The 18712-nt window shown below is 66.4% G+C and carries 19 protein-coding genes and 1 pseudogene; 11 read left to right on the top strand and 9 right to left on the bottom strand.

From position 1 onward, the window contains the following. Positions 1 to 681 precede the first annotated feature (681 nt). Both H8S47_RS07895 and H8S47_RS07890 read right to left on the bottom strand, forming a co-directional pair. Positions 682 to 951, bottom strand: a complete 270-nt coding sequence (locus H8S47_RS07895) for a hypothetical protein (protein WP_235982692.1) — start codon at positions 949 to 951, stop codon at positions 682 to 684. A 71-nt stretch (positions 952 to 1022) separates the two neighbouring features. Beyond that, positions 1023 to 1991, bottom strand: coding sequence for a cysteine synthase A (locus tag H8S47_RS07890; protein WP_187503352.1), 969 nt, complete (start codon positions 1989 to 1991; stop codon positions 1023 to 1025). Between the two features lie 289 nt (positions 1992 to 2280). Between H8S47_RS07890 and H8S47_RS07885 the strand changes: the two genes are divergently transcribed. The 4 genes from H8S47_RS07885 (at position 2281) to aat (ending at position 4580) form a co-directional block, all read left to right on the top strand. Next, positions 2281 to 2445 (top strand): hypothetical protein, encoded by a 165-nt coding sequence (locus H8S47_RS07885; RefSeq protein ID WP_187503351.1) that lies wholly within the window; start codon positions 2281 to 2283, stop codon positions 2443 to 2445. A gap of 178 nt (positions 2446 to 2623) precedes the next feature. Next, positions 2624 to 3007 carry a hypothetical protein gene (locus H8S47_RS07880; protein WP_187503350.1) on the top strand — a complete coding sequence of 128 codons (384 nt, stop codon included), beginning with the start codon at positions 2624 to 2626 and terminating at the stop codon, positions 3005 to 3007. Between the two features lie 134 nt (positions 3008 to 3141). Then, entirely contained in the window at positions 3142 to 3852 is a 711-nt protein-coding gene (locus tag H8S47_RS07875) for a ParA family protein (protein WP_187503349.1), read from the top strand. Then, entirely contained in the window at positions 3849 to 4580 is a 732-nt protein-coding gene (aat, locus tag H8S47_RS18845) for a leucyl/phenylalanyl-tRNA--protein transferase (protein WP_187503348.1), read from the top strand. Before H8S47_RS07875 ends, aat begins: the two co-directional genes overlap by 4 nt. Before the next feature lie 35 nt (positions 4581 to 4615). Here the strand turns inward: aat and H8S47_RS18840 are convergent. From H8S47_RS18840 to H8S47_RS07845, 5 genes and pseudogenes are all read right to left on the bottom strand, one after another. Further along, a pseudogene (locus H8S47_RS18840) lies at positions 4616 to 4849 on the bottom strand (DUF2155 domain-containing protein); the annotation flags it as partial. Between the two features lie 197 nt (positions 4850 to 5046). Next, a complete protein-coding gene (locus H8S47_RS07860) occupies positions 5047 to 5439 on the bottom strand; it encodes an NADH:ubiquinone oxidoreductase subunit NDUFA12 (protein WP_187503347.1) in 393 nt (130 codons plus the stop codon). A gap of 469 nt (positions 5440 to 5908) precedes the next feature. After that, complete coding sequence (locus tag H8S47_RS07855; protein ID WP_398457794.1) at positions 5909 to 6337, bottom strand: DUF192 domain-containing protein; 429 nt, start codon at positions 6335 to 6337, stop codon at positions 5909 to 5911. A gap of 68 nt (positions 6338 to 6405) precedes the next feature. After that, positions 6406 to 7116 (bottom strand): cold-shock protein, encoded by a 711-nt coding sequence (locus H8S47_RS07850; RefSeq protein ID WP_235982691.1) that lies wholly within the window; start codon positions 7114 to 7116, stop codon positions 6406 to 6408. A 64-nt stretch (positions 7117 to 7180) separates the two neighbouring features. Then, positions 7181 to 7669, bottom strand: a complete 489-nt coding sequence (locus H8S47_RS07845; RefSeq protein ID WP_187503345.1) for a regulatory protein RecX — start codon at positions 7667 to 7669, stop codon at positions 7181 to 7183. Between the two features lie 280 nt (positions 7670 to 7949). Between H8S47_RS07845 and H8S47_RS07840 the strand changes: the two genes are divergently transcribed. Together H8S47_RS07840 and H8S47_RS07835 are read left to right on the top strand one after the other, a co-directional pair. After that, the gene (locus tag H8S47_RS07840; protein ID WP_187503344.1) at positions 7950 to 9713 is read left to right on the top strand and encodes a fatty acyl-AMP ligase; all 1764 of its coding nucleotides are present in this window, start codon (positions 7950 to 7952) and stop codon (positions 9711 to 9713) included. A gap of 268 nt (positions 9714 to 9981) precedes the next feature. Continuing rightward, positions 9982 to 12207: a putative bifunctional diguanylate cyclase/phosphodiesterase gene (locus H8S47_RS07835; protein ID WP_187503343.1), complete on the top strand. Its 2226-nt coding sequence runs from the start codon at positions 9982 to 9984 to the stop codon at positions 12205 to 12207. A gap of 46 nt (positions 12208 to 12253) precedes the next feature. On the opposite strand, the gene H8S47_RS07830 is transcribed toward H8S47_RS07835, so the two are convergent. Then, the gene (locus H8S47_RS07830) at positions 12254 to 13558 is read right to left on the bottom strand and encodes a M20/M25/M40 family metallo-hydrolase (RefSeq protein ID WP_187503342.1); all 1305 of its coding nucleotides are present in this window, start codon (positions 13556 to 13558) and stop codon (positions 12254 to 12256) included. A 188-nt stretch (positions 13559 to 13746) separates the two neighbouring features. Between H8S47_RS07830 and H8S47_RS07825 the strand changes: the two genes are divergently transcribed. After that, entirely contained in the window at positions 13747 to 14430 is a 684-nt protein-coding gene (locus H8S47_RS07825) for a PAS domain-containing protein (RefSeq protein WP_187503341.1), read from the top strand. 57 nt (positions 14431 to 14487) lie between these two features. Here H8S47_RS07825 and H8S47_RS07820 read toward each other — a convergent pair whose 3' ends face one another. Next, a complete protein-coding gene (locus H8S47_RS07820) occupies positions 14488 to 14943 on the bottom strand; it encodes a universal stress protein (RefSeq protein WP_128453443.1) in 456 nt (151 codons plus the stop codon). A gap of 135 nt (positions 14944 to 15078) precedes the next feature. On the opposite strand from H8S47_RS07820, the gene H8S47_RS07815 reads away from it, so the two are divergent. From H8S47_RS07815 to lpdA, 4 genes are all read left to right on the top strand, one after another. Next, positions 15079 to 16431, top strand: a complete 1353-nt coding sequence (locus H8S47_RS07815) for a pyruvate dehydrogenase complex dihydrolipoamide acetyltransferase (protein WP_187503340.1) — start codon at positions 15079 to 15081, stop codon at positions 16429 to 16431. Between the two features lie 110 nt (positions 16432 to 16541). Further along, complete coding sequence (locus tag H8S47_RS07810) at positions 16542 to 16754, top strand: hypothetical protein (RefSeq protein WP_187503339.1); 213 nt, start codon at positions 16542 to 16544, stop codon at positions 16752 to 16754. A gap of 44 nt (positions 16755 to 16798) precedes the next feature. Further along, positions 16799 to 17140, top strand: a complete 342-nt coding sequence (locus tag H8S47_RS07805) for an acyl-CoA thioesterase (protein WP_093399601.1) — start codon at positions 16799 to 16801, stop codon at positions 17138 to 17140. A 19-nt stretch (positions 17141 to 17159) separates the two neighbouring features. Next, positions 17160 to 18566: a dihydrolipoyl dehydrogenase gene (gene lpdA / locus H8S47_RS07800; protein WP_187503338.1), complete on the top strand. Its 1407-nt coding sequence runs from the start codon at positions 17160 to 17162 to the stop codon at positions 18564 to 18566. Positions 18567 to 18712 lie beyond the last annotated feature (146 nt).

The following is an 18712-nucleotide window of genomic DNA, read 5'->3' as shown; positions in this document are numbered from 1 at the left end:
CTTCCGCATGATCGACCGCCAGTGACCAAAGCGGACCAACCCACCCCCAGCCCCTCCCTTCCAGGGAGGGGAGCGAGATACTGCGGCGCTACGCCGGCGATTACTGTGCGGGAGCCTGCACGTTCGCGCTCGGTGCCACGCCCATCTCCGCGAGCGGCTCGCCCGAGCCAGCCATCGCGACGCTGTCAGAATCGACCACGAGCGCTCGTCCCGCGGACGGCGACAGCCAGAGCGCGCCACACGTCATCAAAGGACAACGCTCTCCCCTCCCTGGAAGGGCGGGGTCGGGGGTGGGTCGGCTTCCGCATGATCGACCGCCAGTGACCAAAGCGGACCAACCCACCCCCAGCCCCTCCCTTTCAGGGAGGGGACCGAGATACTGCGGCATCATGCTGGCAACTTACTGTGCGACAGCCTGCACGTTTGCGCTCGGTGCCACGCCCATCTCCGCGAGCGGCTCGCCCGCACCGGCCACCACGACGCTGTCAGAATCGACCATGAGCGCTCGTCCCTCGGAGGGCGACAGCCAGAGCGCGCCACACATCAAGGGACGACGCTCTCCCCTCCCTGGAAGGGAGGGGTCGGGGGTGGGTCGGCCTGATCGAGCCGCAACGCCGGGCCATGCGGAAACCAACCCACCCCCAGCCCCTCCCTTCCAGGGAGGGGAGCGAGGTACTGCGGCTACTGTGCGGGAGCCTGCACGTTTGCGCTCGGTGCCACACCCATCTCCGCGAGCGGTTCGCCCGAGCCGGCCACCGCGACGCTGTTCGAAACGACCATGTTCGCTACTACGTCCGCCTGCGCGGTACCCGCGGTGGCGACCGGTCGTTCGCGATTCGTAGAACCGATGATCGCGCTCGCCAGTCCGATCAGCAGCACGACCGCCGCCAGGCCGATCATCCCGACCTTGATGCGCTGCATGGTCTGCGAGGGTTCGTGTGGTACCTTCATCTTACCGCGTTCCGATACCCGACCATCGCCCGCCTGTCGATGCCGGGGCGGTTTTCCGCCGGGCTGGACGCTCAAGCGAGGCCCTTCGCCTCGCGCCACGTCGGGTCATACAGTGTCGAAAGATAGCGGAATCCGGTGTCGCACAGGATGGTCGCGATCCGCCTCCCCGGCCCCAGATGCCGTGCCAGCGCCACCGCGCCGGCGACGTTGATGCCCGACGAGAGACCGAGGCACAGCCCTTCCTCGTCGAGCAGGCGGCGGACCCAGGCATAGCCCTCCTGGTCGGAAATCCGGAACTGCGTGTCGATCGGCGCGCCCTCGAGATTGGCGGTGATACGCCCCTGCCCAATCCCCTCGGCGACCGACGATCCCTCGGACTTCAGTTCGCCGTGCGCATAATAGTTATACAGCGCCGCGCCGTGCGGATCGGTGAGCGCGATGCAGACGCTTTCGTCCTTCGCCTTCAACCCAAGGCCGACTCCGGCGATCGTCCCGCCGGTCCCGGCCGCGCAGGTGAACCCATCGACGCGGCCCTCCATCTGCGCCCAGATCTCTTCGGCCGTACCGACGATGTGCGCGCGGCGATTGGCGGTGTTGTCGAACTGGTTCGCCCAGATCGCGCCCGGCGTCTCCTCGGCGATCCGCCGCGAGGTATGGACGAAATGGCAGGGCGAGGAGAAGGCGGCGGCGGGGACCAGTACCAGTTCGGCACCAAGCGCGCGCAACGTGTCCATCTTCTCGCGGCTCTGCGTCTCGGGCATGACGATGATCGTCTTGTAGCCCTTCGCGTTGGCGACCAGCGCGAGGCCGATCCCGGTATTGCCCGCGGTCCCCTCGACGATCGTGCCGCCGGGCTGGAGCAACCCGCGCTGCTCGGCGTCCTCGACGATGAACAGCGCGGCGCGATCCTTCACCGACGCACCGGGGTTGGCGTATTCGCACTTGCCGAAGATATCGCAGCCGGTGGCGTCGCTGGGTCCCTTCAGCCGGACCAGGGGAGTATTGCCGATGAGGGCGAGCGTGTCGGGTGTCGTTTGCATCGTCGATATGTGGCGCCGCGACCCGCCCGGAGCAAGCGAGGGAAAGTTTGCGCCGTTAAACGCGTCGCCGCGCCAGCCTGGATACCCCCGCCCCGCCCCCAGGACCCGATCGGTTTCGTTCGATCTTCACCACGTCCATTTGCCGTAATGACATCGCCGACGCGCCAATCTACCAGTCGCGCTGTAATAAAACAGCGTGGAACGGAGTCTAACCTATGTTAACTCGCGCGACTTGGTCTCGCCGCTTTCGGCTATGCGAAGCGGTCTTTGCCTGCAGGGGGTAGTCGCCGTGGAAACTTATCTGGATACCTTGGCCCTGTTGCGGGAAGCTTTAGCCATGATGGAGGCGGTCGGCGATACGCTGATCGCGGCGCATATCGCGACTCCGCTGGCCCTGCTTGAAGACCGGGTGGCGGCACAGAACGGCATCGCCGAACCGGATGGCCCGGCCTGATTCCCCGGGCGGATTCCATCGGCCTGATTCTATCGCGTGAATTGGTGTCCGCGGTCGTGATACCCCTCCGGTTCGTCACCGGTACGCACCCGTTCGTCGCGCGTTCGTCGCTGGCCTTGGTGGGAAAGGGCCATAAACCTTGACGCTCCATGCTGCATGCGCGAAGCGAGATTCCGTTATGAAGATCCTCCCCATCTCCGCCGTTGCCGCGCTGCTTGCGCTGGCCGCCTGCAACTCCCAGCCCGCCGCGCCCGAGGTGGTGGATACCAATCCCGATCCGATGGCGAACACGCTGGCCAACGCCGCGCCTGTCGAGCTGCCGCCCGCGATCAAGTCCGAGGTCACGCTGCGCTGCAAGGACAACAGCCTGCTCTACGTGACGTTCTTCCAGGGCGACAAGCAGGCTCGGGTCCGTACCAAGAAGGACGGAACCGCAACCACGCTGAAGTCGGACGTCGCTGGTGCGCCGATGACTGCCGAGGGCGGCTGGTCGATGACCGGTGACGACGCCAAGGTGACGTTGACCGCACCGGGCAAGTCGGCCCAGATCTGCCACGCGTGATCTAGGCGCCTGCTTTGGGCGCCGGCTTTGGGCGCTATATCGATAGCCCTGGCGGCCGGCGGATCATTCGCCGGCCGTTTTTCTTTGTGTCGCACGCTCTTGCCCTCGCCGCCGCGGACCGGCACCGTAGCGGCATGGCAACAGTCGCGATCTACAGCCTCAAGGGCGGCGTCGGGAAGACGACGCTTTCGGTGAACCTGGCGTGGTGCGCCGCAACCCTGTCCGCCCGCCGCACCCTGCTCTGGGACCTCGACCCGCAGGCCGCCTCGACCTGGGTGCTCGGTGGCGCGAATAGGGTCGACCAGGCGCAGGCGATGTTCTCGAAGGACATCGCCGTCACCAAGCAGGCGCGGCCGACCGCGTACCGCCACCTCGACCTGATCGCCGCCGACGCGTCGTTGCGCGGGCTCGACCAGCTGTTCCACGATCTCGACAAGAAGAAGCGGCTCGCCAAGCTGCTCGCCGACCTGAAGGCCTATGACCGCGTGATCCTCGACTGCCCGCCGGGGCTGACCGAGACCGCGGACCAGGTGATGCGCGCCGCCGACCTGATCGTCATACCCGTCATACCCTCCCCGCTCTCGACCCGCGCGTACGACGCGGTCGTCCAGCATCTCGGCGGTCGCACGCCGCTGCTCCCCGTCCACGTCATGGTCGACAAGCGCCGCGCGCTGCATGCCGACGCACTCGCACGCCATCCCGACTGGCCGGTCATCCCGATGGCGAGCGGAATCGAATCGATGGCGGTCAAGCGTGCCCCGGTCGGCGTGTTCGCACCGAAGTCGGTCGCCGCGCAGGCCTTTGCGGATCTTTGGCGCCGGATCGAACACAGACTCGCTGCATGAGCGACGTTTTAGACCCGCAGCTCGTCCTCGGCGCCTATTCGGTCGGCGTATTCCCGATGGCGGACAGCCGCGACGCCGCCAGCGTCTACTGGGTCGAGCCACGCCGCCGCGCCGTCCTCCCGCTCGACGGTTTCCAGCTCTCGCGCTCGCTACGGAAGACGATCGCCGCCGACCGCTTCCAGGTCACCGTCGACACTGCGTTCGAGCGCGTCGTGCAGCTGTGCGCCGAGAGCGTCGAGGGCCGCCCGGAGACGTGGATCAACGACGGTATCGAGCGCGTCTTCCAGACCCTCCACGCGATGGGGTTCGCGCACTCGGTCGAATGCTGGGACGGCGGCAAGCTGGTCGGCGGGCTCTACGGCCTGTCGCTCGGCCGCGCGTTCTTCGGCGAGAGCATGGTCAGCCGCGCCACCGACGCGTCGAAGGTCGCGCTCGCGCACCTCGTCGCACGGCTGCGCGCCGGCGGGTTCACGCTGCTCGATTGCCAGTTCCAGACCTCCCACCTCGCCTCGCTCGGCGCGATCGAGATCGACCGGGCGGATTACGTCGCGTTGCTGGGCGCCGCGCTCGACGGTGCGCTCAAGCCGTCGTCCGCCGCCGGGGCAGCCTCGGCAGCCGGCGATTTCCGCGCGCTCGATCGCTTGGCGGGCAAGGCTTCGGCGGGCGGTGCGGTATCGGGGCCGGTCGCCGGGAAAGTCATCGCGCAGCTCTTGGTCCAGACGTCGTAGACCGGATGCTGCACCGCGTTCAGCGCGGGGCGTTCATTGTAGAGCCAGCCCGAGAACGTCCGCCGCCAACGCGTGTCGACGCCGCGCACCAGCACCTGGACGAACGCACCGGTCAGCTGCTCCTGCTCCCATGGCGCGGTCTGTTCGCACGCGCGCAGCCGCAGCACGACATCGCCCATCCGCGTCGCCTGGCCGGGTTTCAGCGTCACCTCGCGGGTCTCGCCGTTACGCTTGTTGAGCAGGCCCAGCACCGCGACGCGCTGCGCCATCGGCGTGCCGCCATTGGCGATCGCCGCGGCACCGGTCTCGATCGTCTCGATCGACGAATTGCCCGGATCGTCCGCGCCCGGCAGGTCCTGCTGGACCGCGGCAACCGGAGTCGCAGGCGTGGTGAGCGCGCGGTATCCGAACCAGCCGCCCACCGCCAACGCCACGACCAACACGGCCGCGGCGAGCCAGCGCATGATCACCCTTCGGGCGTCCAGGCTTCGTAGTCACCCGTCGCGGTGGCGCGCTTGCCACCCTTTTCGAGCGCACCGGCGGGACGATAGGCGAGCGCGGTACCGGTCATGTTCGGCACCGCCGGCTTCTGCCAGGTGCGGACCGGCGGCAGCGCGCGATCGGGCACGTCGTCGACCTGGTGATGCAGCCAGCTGAACCACGCGGGCGGCACCCGGCTGGCGTCGGTCGCGCCCTGGTAGATCACCCAGCGGCGCGGGTTGCCCGCGGTGTCCTTGCCACCCTGGTAATAGACGTTGCCGAGCGCGTCTTCCCCCATCTTCGCCATGCTGCGCAGGCCGAATTTGGTGCCGAGGGTGGCGCCGTTCCACCACGTGAATGTCGATGCGAGAAAGCCCATGCGCCGCGCTTAACCCGAGTGGGGGCGGGCTTCAACCATGATGATGGGAAGGCGCGCGTGTAACGTCTTGGAAGATCCTCCCCCGCAAGGGGGAGGTGGCGCCGCAGGCGACGGAGGGGGCGGACACGGAACCGAGGTATCGCCTACCTCCCCCTCCGTCAGGCTGAAGCCTGCCACCTCCCCCTTGCGGGGGAGGATCGTGAAGGTGCGCCGTAGAGACTGGGGCCCCGCCCTGCCTGCAAGCGCCCGCCCTCGTTCTCCCGCGAAGGCGGGAGCCCAGTCTGGGTCCCCGTCTTCGCGGGAAAACACTTGGCTGGAGACGTCGGCTAGCCACATGTCCCACCCCGGCGAAGGCCGGGGCCCAATTGGGGAACGTCGCTAACGAAGGGCTGTCCGCTGTTACAGCGACCTTTCCAATTAGGCCCCGGCTTTCGCCGGGGTGGTGTAATCGATCGAACGGTTCGTGCGGCTATTTCGCGCCCTTGTCCCACGTCACGAGATCACCCTCGGCGATCCCCAGTTCCGCAGCCCTGCCGCCCATCAGTTCCAGCACCGCACCGACCGGCTCGCCTGAAGGAATCGGCGTTTCCGAGAACGGCACCGTATTCTCCGCGATCCGCGCGATCGTGCCGTCCGCGCGAATATACAGGATATCCAGCGAGCTCGGCGTGTTCTTCATCCAGAAGCTCGCCGCGACCGGTGCGCCACCCGTCGGCGGGTACGGCCAGAACAGCATGCCGCCGTCAGGCTTCAGGTCGGTGCGAAACATCAGCCCGCGCGCCTGCTCGTCCTGCGTCTTTGCGCGCTCGACGATGAACGCATGCGTTCCGTTCGTGCTCTTGATCGTCAGCGCGAGCGTGCCATCCTTGGCCACCTCGGTATCAGTGTCGCTGTTCATGTACGCGACACCCCCGGCGCCGACGCCCAGCGCCAGCACCCCCGCCAACACGGCCTTGGCAACAAAACTCATCCCAGATCCTCTTCGACCGCAACGGCCAGCGGCCCCTTGCGCCCGGCGACGACGCGCACGCGCAGCGGTTGATCGGGTTCGACCGATTCGATCCCTGCGCGGCGCAGCGTTTCCATGTGGACGAAGATGTCGCTGCCATCGGCGCCCCGTACCAGGAAACCATAGCCCTTCAAACGGTTGAACCATTTGACCGCCGCCGCTTCATACGGCCCGGCGGCGTCGATCATCGCGACCGGATCGATCCGATCGGGCGAGGTGGGAGGACGAACCGTTTCCTCGACCGCGTTGGTCATATCGATCGAGACGATCTCACGCGCCTGGAATCCGCGACCGCGCTGCACCGCCAAGGTCTCGACCCGCGCGCCCTCGGGCAGGCTCCGACGACCATGCGGTTGCAGGACGGAGAAATGCACGAGGATATCGCCCACGGCCGCGTCGTCCGCGACCGCAAACCCGAACCCGCGGGTGACGTCGAACCATTTGATCACGCCGCCGATCGCGCGAACGTCGACCGCACGCCCCTCGACCGCGCGCCCATCGACCGCGCGCCCATCGACCCCACCCTCGTCGATGGTAGCCACGGCACCAGCCGAAACCGATTCCTCCGCCGCCTCCAGGACAGGTTGCGAAACCGATCCCGGGACTCCGATCATCGCCGATACGGCCTGCGCCGTCATGTTCGCATCCTGCTGCGTGTCGTTACGCATTGTTACACCCCTGAGCCCCTTGCTAGCACGCTTCGTCGCAACCGCAACGAACCCGATGCGATCCTCAGTCGAAATCCATCGATTCGGGCGCGTCGGACGGCGGCGCAGCAACAATTTTGCGCGCGAGATCGAACCGGTGACCCGCCCGCATCATCGCCGCGAGCTGTTTTTCGTGAAGCTTCCGGTCGCCGTCGCCATTCCCGTAAGGCCCGATTCGCTTGCGCCGCGCAAAGGCGAGCGCCGATTCGACGGCGCGATCGGCGATCGCCGGCGCCACCGACTCCGCATCCCCCTCGTCGATACCCGCCTCGCGAAACGCCCCCGCGACGCGACGCGCACCAAGCCCGCGTCGCTGCATCGCAGCAGCCCGCTGTTCGGCAAAGGCCCGGTCGTCGACATAGCCGAGATCGGCCATCCGCTGCGCCAGTTCAGCGGGCTCGGCCAGTGCCGCGGCGGCGCCCCCGTCCCAACCGCGCTCGCGGATCTTGCGCATCAGATAATCGGTCAGCCGCCCCCGCGTCGTCGCGAACCGCTCGACATAGCGCAGCGCCATCCGCTCGAGCGCTGCGGCGTCTAGCGGTTTGGGCGGAGCACGTTCGGTAGTACGCCCACGTCCACCGGTACCCGCGCGTGCGCTTCCAAACCCTGGTCCAAACCCTGGCGCGCCCGACTTTCCACGGCTTTTGGGGCGCCCTGTCGCGCGATCGGGGTCGTCATCGTTGGACACGCCATCATTGTGCCACACTGACACCCGAAGTTGAACGGCTAGACTAGAAATAGGTGTGCTGCGTTCAGCCGCCATGCCGGGCAAGACGCCAAAGACAGGAACTGCGATGACGACAGAGACGCTTCAGAAGGACGGCCAGACCGCGGCGACGATCGTCGCGACGCCGACCGAGGACGCCCTGCCGCGCCGTTTCGCCGATTTCGGCACGCTGGGTGAAGCGCTCGACTACGCCGCGAGCGGCAACCGCGGCCTGAACTTCCACGACGCGCGCGGCACGCTGTCGCAGCCCTACCCCTATTCGCAGCTCCGCACGGACGCCCGCGCGATGGCCGACCGCCTGATCGCCGCCGGCGTTGCCCCCGCCGACCGCATCGCGCTGGTCGCGGAGACCGGCCCCGAATTCGCCGCGCTGTTCTTCGGCGTCGTCTATGCCGGCGCATGGCCCGTGCCGCTGCCCCTGCCGACCTCGTTCGGCGGCCGCGATTCGTACATCGAACAACTCCGCGTCCAGCTGGCCAGCTGCGACCCGAAGATGTTGATCTTCCCGCCCGAACTCGCGCAGATGGCGGGAGAAGCGGCGCGGCTGTCGGGCACCATCGGCATCGACTGGTCCGAGTTCGCCGCGCAGGACGCGCCCGTCGCAACGCTGCCCGAGGCGAAGCCGGACGACATCGCCTATCTGCAGTATTCGAGCGGCTCGACGCGCTTCCCGCACGGCGTCGTCATCACGCACGCGGCGCTGCTGAACAATCTCGCGGCACACAGCCATGGCATGGAAGTCTGCGATACCGATCGCTGCGTTTCGTGGCTGCCCTGGTATCACGACATGGGGCTGGTCGGCTGCTTCCTGTCGCCGATCGCCAACCAGGTCTCGACCGATTATCTCAAGACCGAGGATTTCGCGCGCCGTCCGCTCGCCTGGCTCGACCTGATCAGCCGGAACACCGGCACGACGCTTAGCTATTCGCCGACCTTCGGCTACGATATCTGCGCGCGCCGCATGTCGTCGCAGACCAAGGCGAGCGACCGCTTCGACCTGTCGCGCTGGCGGGTTGCGGGCAACGGTGCCGACATGATCCGTCCCGACGTGATGCAGTCGTTCGTCGACGCATTCGCCGATGCGGGCTTCAAGGCGAGCGCATTCCTGCCGAGCTACGGCCTCGCCGAAGCGACGCTCGCGGTCTCGCTGATGCCGCCGGGCGAAGGCATCCGGGTCGAACTGGTCGAGGAAACGCAGCTTTCGGGCGGCTCGCGTGGTGGGGACCGTCCTCAGCGCTACCGTGCGATCGTCAACTGCGGCAAGCCGGTCCGCGACATGCAGATCGAGATCCGCGAAGAGGACGGTACCCCCCTCCCCGAGCGCGCGATCGGCAAGGTCTGGTGCAAGGGCAAGTCGGTGATGGTCGGCTATTTCCGCGACGACGCGGCGACCGAGGCGTGCATGTCGGGCGGTTGGCTCGATACCGGCGACATGGGCTATATGTCGGATGGCTACATCTACATCGTCGGCCGCGCCAAGGACATGATCATCGTCAACGGCAAGAACCACTGGCCGCAGGATATCGAGTGGGCGGTCGAGCAGCTTCCCGGCTTCAAGGCCGGCGACATCGCCGCGTTCGCGATCACGACGCCCGGCGGCGAGGAAACCCCTGCGGTGCTGGTCCAGTGCCGCAGCTCGGACGAAGCCGAGCGCCTGCGCCTGCGCGACGAGATTCGCGAGCGCGTGCGATCGGTGACGGGCATGAACTGCCTGATCGAACTGATCCCGCCGCGCACCCTGCCGCGCACCTCGTCGGGCAAACTCAGCCGGGCGAAGGCGCGCAACCTATATCTCAGCGGCGACATCAAGCCGTATGACATCGCGGCGTAACATCGCCGTCCTGTAAATAAACTTCAGCCGAGAAAGACCGACCGAGCCGTAACTTAGCCTCAATCTGCCGAGCGATTGCATCCATTTCGGTGCTATGCGAACGTTCTGCTAACCAACGTGTCTTAAAACTGACGTCGTGAGTACCAGATCGCCTTTTCTATCGAGCCGGACGACGGTCGATATTCCTACGTTGCTGGGCTTGCGCGATGGCGCGGACCCGGCCGAATGGAGCCGAATTCGCGCCGCACAGTTGTTCGCAGGCCGAAGGATGGCATTGTTCCTGCTCACGGCCAATCTCCTCGCGGCGCTGACGACCGCGGCGTTGCTCGACGGCCTCTCGCCATTCTGGGAGATCGCGACGTGGTTCGCGGCGATCGTCGCCATTGCCCTCACCGTCGCATTTCGTCGTCTGGCGACCCACCACCGCGGCGACAGCTATGCGAGCGTCCGCGACGTGCGCAACACCGGATGGGACGGACTGGCGCTCGCCTTGGCCTGGTCCGCGGTACCGGTGCTGTTCTGCACGCATGCGCCGTCGGGGACGACCGCCGGGCTGGGGATAACGCTCGCGGTGCTGATGACGGCGGCGGCGTTCGCGATGGCGCCGCTGGTGCTCGCGACGCTGGTGTTCCTCGGGTATCTCGGCGCCGCGATGGTCATCCAGCTTGCGATGGCGGGGACGGTCGCGGCGGCGGTGGGGATATTCGCCTTCACCGCGATGCTGATGATCATCTGCGTCAGCCGTGCGCGGACGCTGGTGCTGATCCGCGCCGGCGAGATCGCGCTCGGCGAACGCAACGAGACCGTCAGCCTGCTGCTCCGCGAATTCGAGGAGACGGATGCCGACTGGCTGTGGGAAACCGATACCGCGCGTCGGATCGTCCGGGCCTCGGCGCGGTTCGCCTATGCCTGCCGGCTCGATCCGGCGGGGATCGAGGGCATGCCGTTCCTCCAGGTCCTGGCGGGACCGACCTGGGAGACGGGCAATTTCGCCGCGGGGCTGCGCACGCTCGCCGAAAAGCTGAAGGCGCGCGAGAGCTTCCGGGATCTGCGCTTGCCGGTGCAGATCGACGGGGAGGACCGCTGGTGGGAACTCGCGGCCTCGCCCCGGTTCGGCGATCTCGGCGAATTTGTCGGTTTTCTTGGTGTGGCCTCCGACGTAACCGAACAACGCGCCTCGGCCGACCGGATAAATCGCATGGCGCGGTTCGATACGCTCACCGGACTACCCAACCGTCTGATGGTCAACGAAACGCTGGTGAAGACGATCGCCGAGGCCGATCGGTCCGGCGGACGTTACGCGTTCATGATGCTCGATCTCGACCGTTTCAAGGCGGTCAACGATACGCTTGGCCACCCGATCGGTGACCGCCTGCTCGGCCGGGTCTCCGAGCGCCTCGATCAGTTGATGGGCGAGGCGTATCTATGCGGCCGGTTGGGCGGCGACGAATTTGCCGTTGTCGTTCGGGACGCCAGCGACACCGTCGCGATCGAACGACTTGCGCAGCGTATCATCGAGTCGCTGTCGCTGCCGTACGAGATCGACGCCCACACGCTGTTTATCGGCGCGAGCATCGGCCTGGCGATCGGCCCTCGGGACGGGCGTACCGCGGAAATGCTGGTGCGCTCTGCGGACCTTGCGCTGTACCGCGCCAAGGATGCGGGCCGTGGCGTGTTTCGGACCTACGAGCCCGAATTGCACGTACAGGCAGAAGAACGCCGCGTGCTAGAACTGGCGCTGCGAACCGCGGTCGAAAACGGCGAAATGCACCTCGAATATCAGCCTGTCGTCGATGCAGAAGCGGGACAACTCAGGGGTTTCGAAGCGCTACTGCGGTGGAAAAGTCCGGAATTCGGTACGATTCCGCCCAGCAAGTTCATCCCGCTCGCCGAGGACGCACGACTGATCGCGCCGATCGGTGACTGGGTATTGCGCACCGCCTGCGCCGAGGCCGCGAAATGGCCGTCGGATATCCGCATCGCCGTCAATGTATCGGCAAACCAACTCCAGAATCCCGGGTTCCTCACCACGATCGCATCGGCACTGTCGAACGCCGGACTTTCTCCCGAACGCCTCGAGCTGGAAGTGACCGAAAGCGTGTTCCTTCACGAAGGGCTCGGCGTGACCCGAGTATTGGACCGGCTACTCGGTCTCGGCGTGCATCTGAGCCTCGACGATTTCGGCACCGGCTATTCCTCGCTCGGCTATCTCAGCCGTACGCGGTTCTCGTCGATCAAGATCGATCGCAGTTTCATCCACGACGCGGCCAAGGGCGTTCGTGAAGCCGTCGCGATCGTCCGCGCAGTGATTGCGCTTGCCGAAAGTCTCGACATGGCGACGACGGCGGAAGGCGTGGAAACGGCCGCGGAGCATAAGATGGTCCAGGAGTTCGGCTGCACCATGGCTCAAGGCTATTATTTCGGGCGCCCGATGTCGGTCACGGACGCACGGGCCCTCGTCAATCGCCGTTGGAAAGCATCGGCCGCCGCCTGACCTCGCCTTTCTATGGATCAAGCGGACGGTTCCCCATGGAGCGGTTTTACCGCCGCCGCTCCCGTCCCCCGAAACTCACCAGGCTTTCTGCGCCATTCGCCGACAGCGCCGAGACGCCGACGAAATTGTCGTCCACCGGCACCTGCACGAGCAGCGTTTGCGTCCCCGTCACGTCGCGCGTCTCCGCCCAGTCCTGCGCGTCGTTGCGGCGCCAGCGGACCCGGTATCCCGCCGCGCCGGGTACAGCGGTCCACTTGACCGTCGTGTCGCGCGACAAGGCACCGGCAATCGTCACCTCGTCCGGCGCAGCGGGTGCACCGGCAATACGTGCGAGGGTGGCGACGTTGATCGCAGTGACTTTCGCAAGATACGGGAAATCCATGCCCTCGATGGTGTCGCCGTAGACGACGCCGTTCTCGGTACGGAGGTCCTGGTGCTGGCGGTCCCAATTCTCGGCGGCGACCGAGAAGCGCACGGCGGGATAGCCCAGTTTGAGGAAGGGCTCATGATCGCCACCACGGCCGAACCGGTCCGGTCGACGATCGAGCATCACGTCGAGCCCGCCGGGAACGGTGCCGGCGATCCCGTCGATCGCCTTGGCCAGCGCGCGGCTGGGGCCATCGTCCTCGCCGCCCTCGGCCCGGCGGCCCTGCTGCGCGACCAGATCCTCGGAGGCGCGGATGCCTTCCGAGAACACGCGGACCCGGTCGGCGACGCGTACGCCGCCCTGCCCGACCGTGTTGCCGACGATGTCGTTGTTGAGCATCGCCGACACCTTCCAGCCGCGCGCCTTGGCGGTATCGGCGAGCAGTTCGGCGCCCCACAGGCCCTGTTCCTCGCCCGAGAACACCGCGTAGACGATCGTCGCATCGAACTGGCGTTGGGACAGCAATCGCGCCGCCTCCAGCACCAGCGCAACGCCCGACGCGTTGTCGTTCGCGCCCGGCGCGTCGGACGTGACGTTCATCACGTCGGTCACCCGGCTGTCGATATGCGCGCCGACGATCACCACGCGGTTCGGGTCGCGGCCCTTTTGGATGCCGAGTACGTCCTCGACAACGACCCCGGTCGGTGCACGCGGCCCGGTGAAGGTCCGCGCGATCCGCTCGACCGTGATGCAGCCGCCGCAGGTCGCGCCGATCTCGGTAAAACGCTGCGCCGCCCAGGTCCGCGCGGCGCCGATGCCGCGCTTGGGATCGGTGGTAGTCGACGCCGTGTGGCGCGTGCCGAAGCCGACCATCGCGGTGACGTCGGCCTTGAGCCGGGTCGCGGATGGCGCGGGCAGACGGGCGGGCGGAGAAGAAATCGGGGCGACGGCTGCGAGAAGCAGCGGGACTGCGAATAAGGGCATGGCCAATCGTGCCCGTATCGGCGGCGCGGCTCAAGCCGGGAAATGCAGCAATCGCACTGCGTCCGCTGCGCTTCCCGAACCGTAACTCGGCACACAGCTCAATATAAGTTCGCTTAATGGTTATAATCTATGTTTCAGACAGATAAAGCAAAACACTAAAAGCGCCGTCGAGGTTACAGGGAGCCGAGATGATATTGGGGCATTCGATTTCGACCGCTGCAGGGGTTATCCAGACGATCGACGAATCCGTCGCCACGACATTGCAGCGCACACAAAAGCAGCTGGTCGGCCGGTCGTATATGTCCATCACCCACCCGGGAGACATTGCGCGCAACCTTGCACAGGTCGCCGCACTGCAACCCAATGGGAGTTCGGCGCGAATACGAAAACGGTATATCGGCGGCGACGGTGCGGTCATCACGCTCGAAGTCCAGGTTTCGCGAATCGGCAGTTGCAGCGACGGATATCTCTTCGGTACGCTGTCGACCGTGCCGCGCGCCCTGCCCGCGGTTACCAGCCTCGCCGCTGCCGATACTGTGCCCTATCGGCTGTGGCGTCGGGCTAAGGATCTGCTCGACGTCATGCGGTCCCGCGATACGATATTGGGGGCCGACCTGTTTGCGGATCACGCCTGGGCCAGCTTGCTGATCGTCTATGTCGCAGAGGCCGAGAGCCGGATCGCGACGGTGGAATCACTCGTCGCGCAGCTCAGCCTGTCACGCGCCACGCTGATGCGCTGGCTGCACGTGCTCCAGGCGAAGTCTCTCATCGAACAGATCGACAGGGACCTCGACGCGGTCCAGCTGACCCGGACCGGGATCGAGCGTATCGAGAGGCTGCTCTCGACCAAGGCGCCGGTCGCGGTCGGCTGAGGCGGCGGGCTGACGAGCCCACTCAAGGCAGCCGGCCGACGCAGGCGGTGACGGGGCTCAGCTCAACCGGTCGATCGCCTCGCGGGTCAGCGACCCCGGGATGATCATCACCGGCACGGGCAGCGCGCCCGCGTCCGCACCGGTGAAGTGCGCGATCAATTCGCCCGGCGCGCCGGTCGCCGCGGCACCCAACACCAGCGCCGCGATCTCGGGATTCGCCTCGATCATTTCGCGGATGATCTTCGGCCCCTCGCCTTCGCGCACCGTGATCGACGGCCGCAGGCCGGATTCCTCCAGCAATGTTCCGGCCGCGCCTGCAACCAGGCCCTCGGCGTGGAGATGCGCCTCTTCCTCGATGGTCGCCTGGACGCCGCCGAACGCGATGAACTCCTGCGGCGGGATCACCGTCAGGATCTCGACGCCGCCGCCGGTCTTCACGGCACGCCGCGCGGCGAAGCGCAAGGCGATGCCGGCTTCGGGACTGTCGTCGATAACCACCAGATAAATACGCATTTTGGCCCCCGTTATGCGACGTAGGTGGCCCGAAGCCGTGCACGACGCAAGACCGCGGAGTTGCGCCGACGGGGTTGACCCGAGCGGACGAGGGCGCGAGTAGGCATGCCGTTACGTCACGCCCTGGGGAAATCCATGTCGATCGAGATCAAGATGCCTGCCCTGTCCCCGACCATGGAGGAGGGTACCCTCGCCAAATGGTTGATCAAGGAAGGCGACGTCGTGAAATCCGGCGATCTGATGGCCGAGATCGAGACCGACAAGGCAACGATGGAATTCGAAGCCGTCGACGAAGGCACCGTGGTCAAGATCCTCGTCGCCGAGGGTACCGACAACGTGAAGGTAGGCACGGTCATCGCGATCATCGCCGAAGAGGGCGAGGATGCGTCCTCCGTTTCTTCGACACCTGCGAAGAGCGAGACGCCGGAGCCCGCCGCCAAGGAATCGGAAGCCAAGCCCGACCCGAAAGATCCCAACGACACCGGTAACGAGGCCAAGCCGGTCGAGCGCACCGAAGCTTCGGCCGAGGATCATGGCCGTCCGGACGACGCCGGTGCGGCAAAGCCCGCCGCCAGCGGTGACCGCGTGAAGGCCAGCCCGCTCGCGCGTCGCCTTGCTGCCGACAAGGGTATCGATCTCGGCGCCGTGTCGGGTTCGGGGCCGAAGGGCCGCATCGTCAAGGCCGACGTCGAGAGCGCGAAGCCGGGTGCGGCGTCTGCCGCTGCAAAGACCGAAGCTGCTGCGCCGACCGCCTCCGCTGCTCCGGCACCTGCCGCCAAGCCGGCGGCCGTGCCGGATATCCCGCACGAGGCGACCAAGCTCAGCAACGTGCGCAAGACGATCGCGCGTCGCCTGACCGAGTCGAAGCAGACCGTTCCGCACATCTACCTGACGGTGAACATCCGCCTCGACGCGCTGCTCAAGCTGCGTGGCGAGCTGAACAAGAGCCTCGAATCGCGCGGCGTGAAGCTGTCGGTCAACGACCTGCTGATCAAGGCGCAGGCCGTCGCGCTTATGCAGGTGCCGACCTGCAACGTGATGTTCACGCCCGACCAGTTGATCACCTTCCAGCGTGCCGACATCTCCGTCGCGGTGAGCACGCCGTCGGGTCTGATCACGCCGATCATCGTCGGCGCGGATACCGCCTCGCTGTCGTCGATCTCGACGCAGATGAAGGATCTCGCCGCCCGCGCCCGCGACGGCAAGCTGAAGCCCGAGGAATATCAGGGCGGCACCGCCTCGATCAGCAACATGGGCATGTTCGGCATCACGCAGTTCGATGCAGTCATCAACCCACCCCAGGCGATGATCCTCGCGGTCGGCGCGGGCGAGAAGCGTCCGTACGTCGTCGGCGACGAACTGACCGTGGCGACCGTGATGTCGGCGACCGGCAGCTTCGATCACCGCGCGATCGACGGGGCCGACGGCGCGCAGTTCATGAAGGCGTTCAAGCATCTCGTCGAGAACCCGCTGGGCATGCTGGCGTAAGATCGTGACGACCGCCTCCCCTACCCCGTTCGCCCAGAGCGAAGTCGAGGGGCATGAGACCCATGTACCTCGACTGCGCTCGGCACGAACGGTTTAGGGGGGTGTTCGACATGAATAAGACGACCATCGAGATCCTGCACATCCTTGCAGGCCTCGTCGTCGCCGTCGCGATAACCTGGGCGGCGGCATGGTCCTATCCGCTCGGACAGGACGTGATCTGGGCGTGCGGTGCGGCGGCGATGGTCGCGACCGTATTGATGGGCGTGGGGCCATTGCGCCGAGCCCGCCGTCTCGACCAAACGACCCGCAGGAGTGAAGCGTGACCGACCTGCCCCCCAACAAGGCCCCGACGATCCGCGTCACCGCAATGCCCGCCGACGCCAACCCTTACGGCGACATCTTCGGCGGCTGGCTGATGGGCCAAATGGATCTCGCGGCCGGCTCGGTAGCGTCGCGCCGTAGCGGCGGCCGTGCTGTCACGATCGCGGCTGATGCGATGAAGTTCCACATGCCGGTCGTCGTCGGTGACGAGGTTTCGGTCTACGCAGACCTGATCGCGGTCGGTCGCACTTCGATGACGATCGAAGTCGAGGCATGGCGTCGCGCGCGGCACAGCAACGACAGCTGCAAGGTGACCCAGGCGCGCTTCATCTTCGTGGCGGTCGGCGACGACCGCAAACCGCGGCCCGTGCCGCCCGAAACCAACTGATTTTCTGAAGGACTTTCACGTGGCTGATACTTTCGACCTCGTCATCCTCGGTTCCGGCCCCGGCGGTTACGTCGCCGCGATCCGTGCGTCGCAACTCGGCCTGAAGGTCGCGATCGTCGAGCGCGAGCGGCTGGGCGGCATCTGCCTCAACTGGGGCTGCATTCCGACCAAGGCCCTGCTCCGTACGTCCGAAATCTATCACTACATGCAGAACGCCGAGAGCTATGGCCTTAAGGCGGACAATGTCGGCTTCGACCTCGCCAAGGTCGTCGACCGGTCGCGCAAGGTCGCGGGCCAGCTGAATGCGGGCGTGAAGGGCCTGATGAAGAAGAACAAGGTGACCGTCGTCGAAGGCGTCGGCACGGTCACCGGCGCCGGGAAGAATGGGGGCAAGCTTTCGGTCAAGCAGGGCGACAAGACCGTCGAGCTCGAAGCCAAGAACATCATCGTCGCGACCGGCGCCCGCGCGCGCGACCTGCCGTTCGCCAAGGCCGACGGCGAGCGGATCTGGACCTATCGCCACGCGATGGTGCCGACCGAGATGCCGACCAAGCTGCTGGTCATCGGCTCAGGCGCGATCGGCGTCGAGTTCGCCAGCTTCTACAACGACATGGGCGCAGACGTGACGATCGTCGAGATGCTCCCGCGCATCCTTCCCGTCGAGGACGAGGAAGTCTCCGCGTTCATGGACAAGGCGCTCAGCAAGCAGGGCATCAAGCTGCTGACCCAGACCGGTCTCGAAGGGCTGACCCCGTCGGCGAACGGCGTGACGGCCAAGATCAAGATGAAGGACGGCAAGGTTTCGGAAGAGACCTTCAGCCACGCGATCATCGCGATCGGCATCGTCCCCAACACCGAGAATATCGGGCTGGAGGCGCTCGGCGTCGAGACCGACCGCGGGCATATCAAGACCGACGGCTATGGCCGCACCAACGTCGACGGCATCTGGGCGATCGGCGACGTCACCGGCGCGCCGTGGTTGGCGCACAAGGCCAGCCACGAGGGTATCATCGCGGTCGAGAAGATCGCCGGCGGTTCGCCGCACCAGATGGACAAGGCCAACATCCCGGGCTGCACCTATTCGCGCCCACAGGTCGCGAGCGTCGGCATGACCGAGGCGAAGGCGAAGGAAGCCGGATACGAGCTGAAGGTCGGCAAGTTCCCCTTCATCGGCAACGGCAAGGCGATCGCGCTCGGCGAGGCGGAAGGCTTCGTCAAGACCGTGTTCGACGCGAAGACCGGCGAGTTGCTTGGCGCACACATGGTCGGCGCGGAAGTCACCGAGCTGATCCAGGGCTATGTCGTCGCGCGCCAGCTCGAGACGACCGAGGCCGAGCTGATGGAAACGGTGTTCGCGCATCCGACGCTCAGCGAGATGATGCACGAGAGCGTCCTCGCCGCCTATGGCCGCGCGATCCACTACTGAGGCGACCTCTCGATCCTCCCCTGCAAGGGGGGGTGTCACCAAAGGTGACGGAGGGGGAGGACACGGAACCGAGGTTGTCCGTTCCGCCCCCTCCGTCTGGCAAGCGCCAGCCACCTCCCCCTGCCGGGGGAGGTTCAGAACCCGAG

The sequence above is a fragment of the Sphingomonas albertensis genome, assembly GCF_014358075.1.
Lineage (GTDB): Bacteria > Pseudomonadota > Alphaproteobacteria > Sphingomonadales > Sphingomonadaceae > Sphingomonas > Sphingomonas albertensis.
Note: the sequence above shows the minus strand (reverse complement) of the source record. Positions and strands in the feature narration are given on the sequence as shown.

Bases quoted from the DNA above. Each gene is read 5' to 3' on its own strand.
- H8S47_RS07880 (WP_187503350.1), top strand. From the start codon at position 2,624: ATGAAGATCCTCCCCATCTCCGCCGTTGCCGCGCTGCTTGCGCTGGCC.
- H8S47_RS07810 (WP_187503339.1), top strand. From the start codon at position 16,542: ATGAATAAGACGACCATCGAGATCCTGCACATCCTTGCAGGCCTCGTC.
- H8S47_RS07840 (WP_187503344.1), top strand. From the start codon at position 7,950: ATGACGACAGAGACGCTTCAGAAGGACGGCCAGACCGCGGCGACGATC.
- H8S47_RS07830 (WP_187503342.1), bottom strand. From the start codon at position 13,558: ATGCCCTTATTCGCAGTCCCGCTGCTTCTCGCAGCCGTCGCCCCGATT.
- H8S47_RS07890 (WP_187503352.1), bottom strand. From the start codon at position 1,991: ATGCAAACGACACCCGACACGCTCGCCCTCATCGGCAATACTCCCCTG.
- H8S47_RS07850 (WP_235982691.1), bottom strand. From the start codon at position 7,116: ATGCGTAACGACACGCAGCAGGATGCGAACATGACGGCGCAGGCCGTA.
- H8S47_RS07875 (WP_187503349.1), top strand. From the start codon at position 3,142: ATGGCAACAGTCGCGATCTACAGCCTCAAGGGCGGCGTCGGGAAGACG.
- H8S47_RS07845 (WP_187503345.1), bottom strand. From the start codon at position 7,669: ATGGCGCTGCGCTATGTCGAGCGGTTCGCGACGACGCGGGGGCGGCTG.
- H8S47_RS07820 (WP_128453443.1), bottom strand. From the start codon at position 14,943: ATGCGTATTTATCTGGTGGTTATCGACGACAGTCCCGAAGCCGGCATC.
- H8S47_RS07860 (WP_187503347.1), bottom strand. From the start codon at position 5,439: ATGGGCTTTCTCGCATCGACATTCACGTGGTGGAACGGCGCCACCCTC.
- H8S47_RS07825 (WP_187503341.1), top strand. From the start codon at position 13,747: ATGATATTGGGGCATTCGATTTCGACCGCTGCAGGGGTTATCCAGACG.
- H8S47_RS07855 (WP_398457794.1), bottom strand. From the start codon at position 6,337: ATGAACAGCGACACTGATACCGAGGTGGCCAAGGATGGCACGCTCGCG.
- aat (WP_187503348.1), top strand. From the start codon at position 3,849: ATGAGCGACGTTTTAGACCCGCAGCTCGTCCTCGGCGCCTATTCGGTC.
- H8S47_RS07835 (WP_187503343.1), top strand. From the start codon at position 9,982: ATGGCATTGTTCCTGCTCACGGCCAATCTCCTCGCGGCGCTGACGACC.
- H8S47_RS07815 (WP_187503340.1), top strand. From the start codon at position 15,079: ATGTCGATCGAGATCAAGATGCCTGCCCTGTCCCCGACCATGGAGGAG.
- H8S47_RS07805 (WP_093399601.1), top strand. From the start codon at position 16,799: ATGCCCGCCGACGCCAACCCTTACGGCGACATCTTCGGCGGCTGGCTG.
- H8S47_RS07895 (WP_235982692.1), bottom strand. From the start codon at position 951: ATGAAGGTACCACACGAACCCTCGCAGACCATGCAGCGCATCAAGGTC.